This is a genomic window from Zavarzinia aquatilis (genome assembly GCF_003173035.1).
Classification (GTDB): domain Bacteria; phylum Pseudomonadota; class Alphaproteobacteria; order Zavarziniales; family Zavarziniaceae; genus Zavarzinia; species Zavarzinia aquatilis.
The window spans coordinates 1-1,192 of record NZ_QGLE01000040.1 but is presented as its reverse complement, the minus strand read 5'-3'; the positions used below and the strand labels follow the sequence as shown (position 1 = coordinate 1,192).

General features: G+C 64.8%; 1 protein-coding gene. It reads right to left on the bottom strand.

The features are described 5' to 3' along the window. Position 1 precedes the first annotated feature (1 nt). Positions 2-1,192 carry an elongation factor Tu gene (tuf, locus tag DKG74_RS21380; protein WP_109908199.1) on the bottom strand — a complete coding sequence of 397 codons (1,191 nt, stop codon included), beginning with the start codon at positions 1,190-1,192 and terminating at the stop codon, positions 2-4.

Sequence of the window (1,192 nt, the reverse complement as noted above, 5' to 3'; positions counted from 1 at the left end):
CTTACTTCTCGATCGAGGCGACGACGCCGGCACCGACGGTGCGGCCGCCTTCGCGGATCGCGAAACGCAGACCATCGTCCATGGCGATCGGAGCGATCAGCTCGACCGACATCGCGACGTTGTCGCCCGGCATCACCATCTCCACGCCTTCCGGCAGGGTCACCACGCCGGTCACGTCCGTCGTGCGGAAGTAGAACTGCGGGCGGTAGTTGGTGAAGAACGGGGTGTGACGGCCGCCTTCTTCCTTCGTCAGGATGTAGGCTTCGGCCTTGAACTTCGTGTGCGGGGTGATCGAACCCGGCTTGGCCAGAACCTGGCCACGCTCCACGTCGTCACGACCAACGCCACGCAGCAGCGCGCCGATGTTGTCGCCAGCCTCGCCCTGGTCGAGCAGCTTGCGGAACATTTCAACGCCGGTCACGGTCGTCTTCTTCGTCGGCTTCAGGCCGACGATCTCGATTTCCTCGCCAACCTTCACGATGCCGCGCTCGACGCGACCGGTCACCACCGTGCCACGGCCCGAGATCGAGAACACGTCTTCGATCGGCATCAGGAACGGACGGTCCTTCGGACGCTCCGGCTGCGGGATATAGGCGTCGACCTCGGCCATCAGCTTCAGGATCGCGTCATGGCCCAGCTCCGGGTTGGTGCCGTTCAGCGCGCACAGCGCCGAGCCCTTCACCACCGGAATGTCGTCGCCAGGGAAGTCGTAGGACGACAGCAGCTCGCGAACCTCGAGCTCGACCAGCTCCAGAAGTTCCGGATCGTCGACCATGTCGCACTTGTTCAGGAACACCACCAGCGACGGCACGCCGACCTGACGCGCCAGCAGGATGTGCTCGCGGGTCTGCGGCATCGGGCCGTCGGCCGCCGACACCACCAGGATCGCGCCGTCCATCTGCGCCGCGCCCGTGATCATGTTCTTCACATAGTCGGCGTGGCCGGGGCAGTCGACGTGGGCATAGTGCCGGTTCGTCGTCTCGTACTCGACGTGCGCCGTCGAGATCGTGATGCCGCGGGCGCGCTCTTCCGGCGCCTTGTCGATCTGGTCATACGCCGTGAACGTCGCACCACCGGTCTCTGCCAGAACCTTGGTGATCGCCGCCGTCAGCGACGTCTTGCCATGGTCGACGTGACCGATCGTGCCGATGTTGCAGTGCGGCTTCGTCCGCTTGAAACTTTCCTTGGCCAT

What these genes read in the sequence shown, in the direction of transcription:
- tuf (WP_109908199.1), bottom strand. Translation starts at nt 1,192, where the DNA reads ATGGCCAAGGAAAGTTTCAAGCGGACGAAGCCGCACTGCAACATCGGC.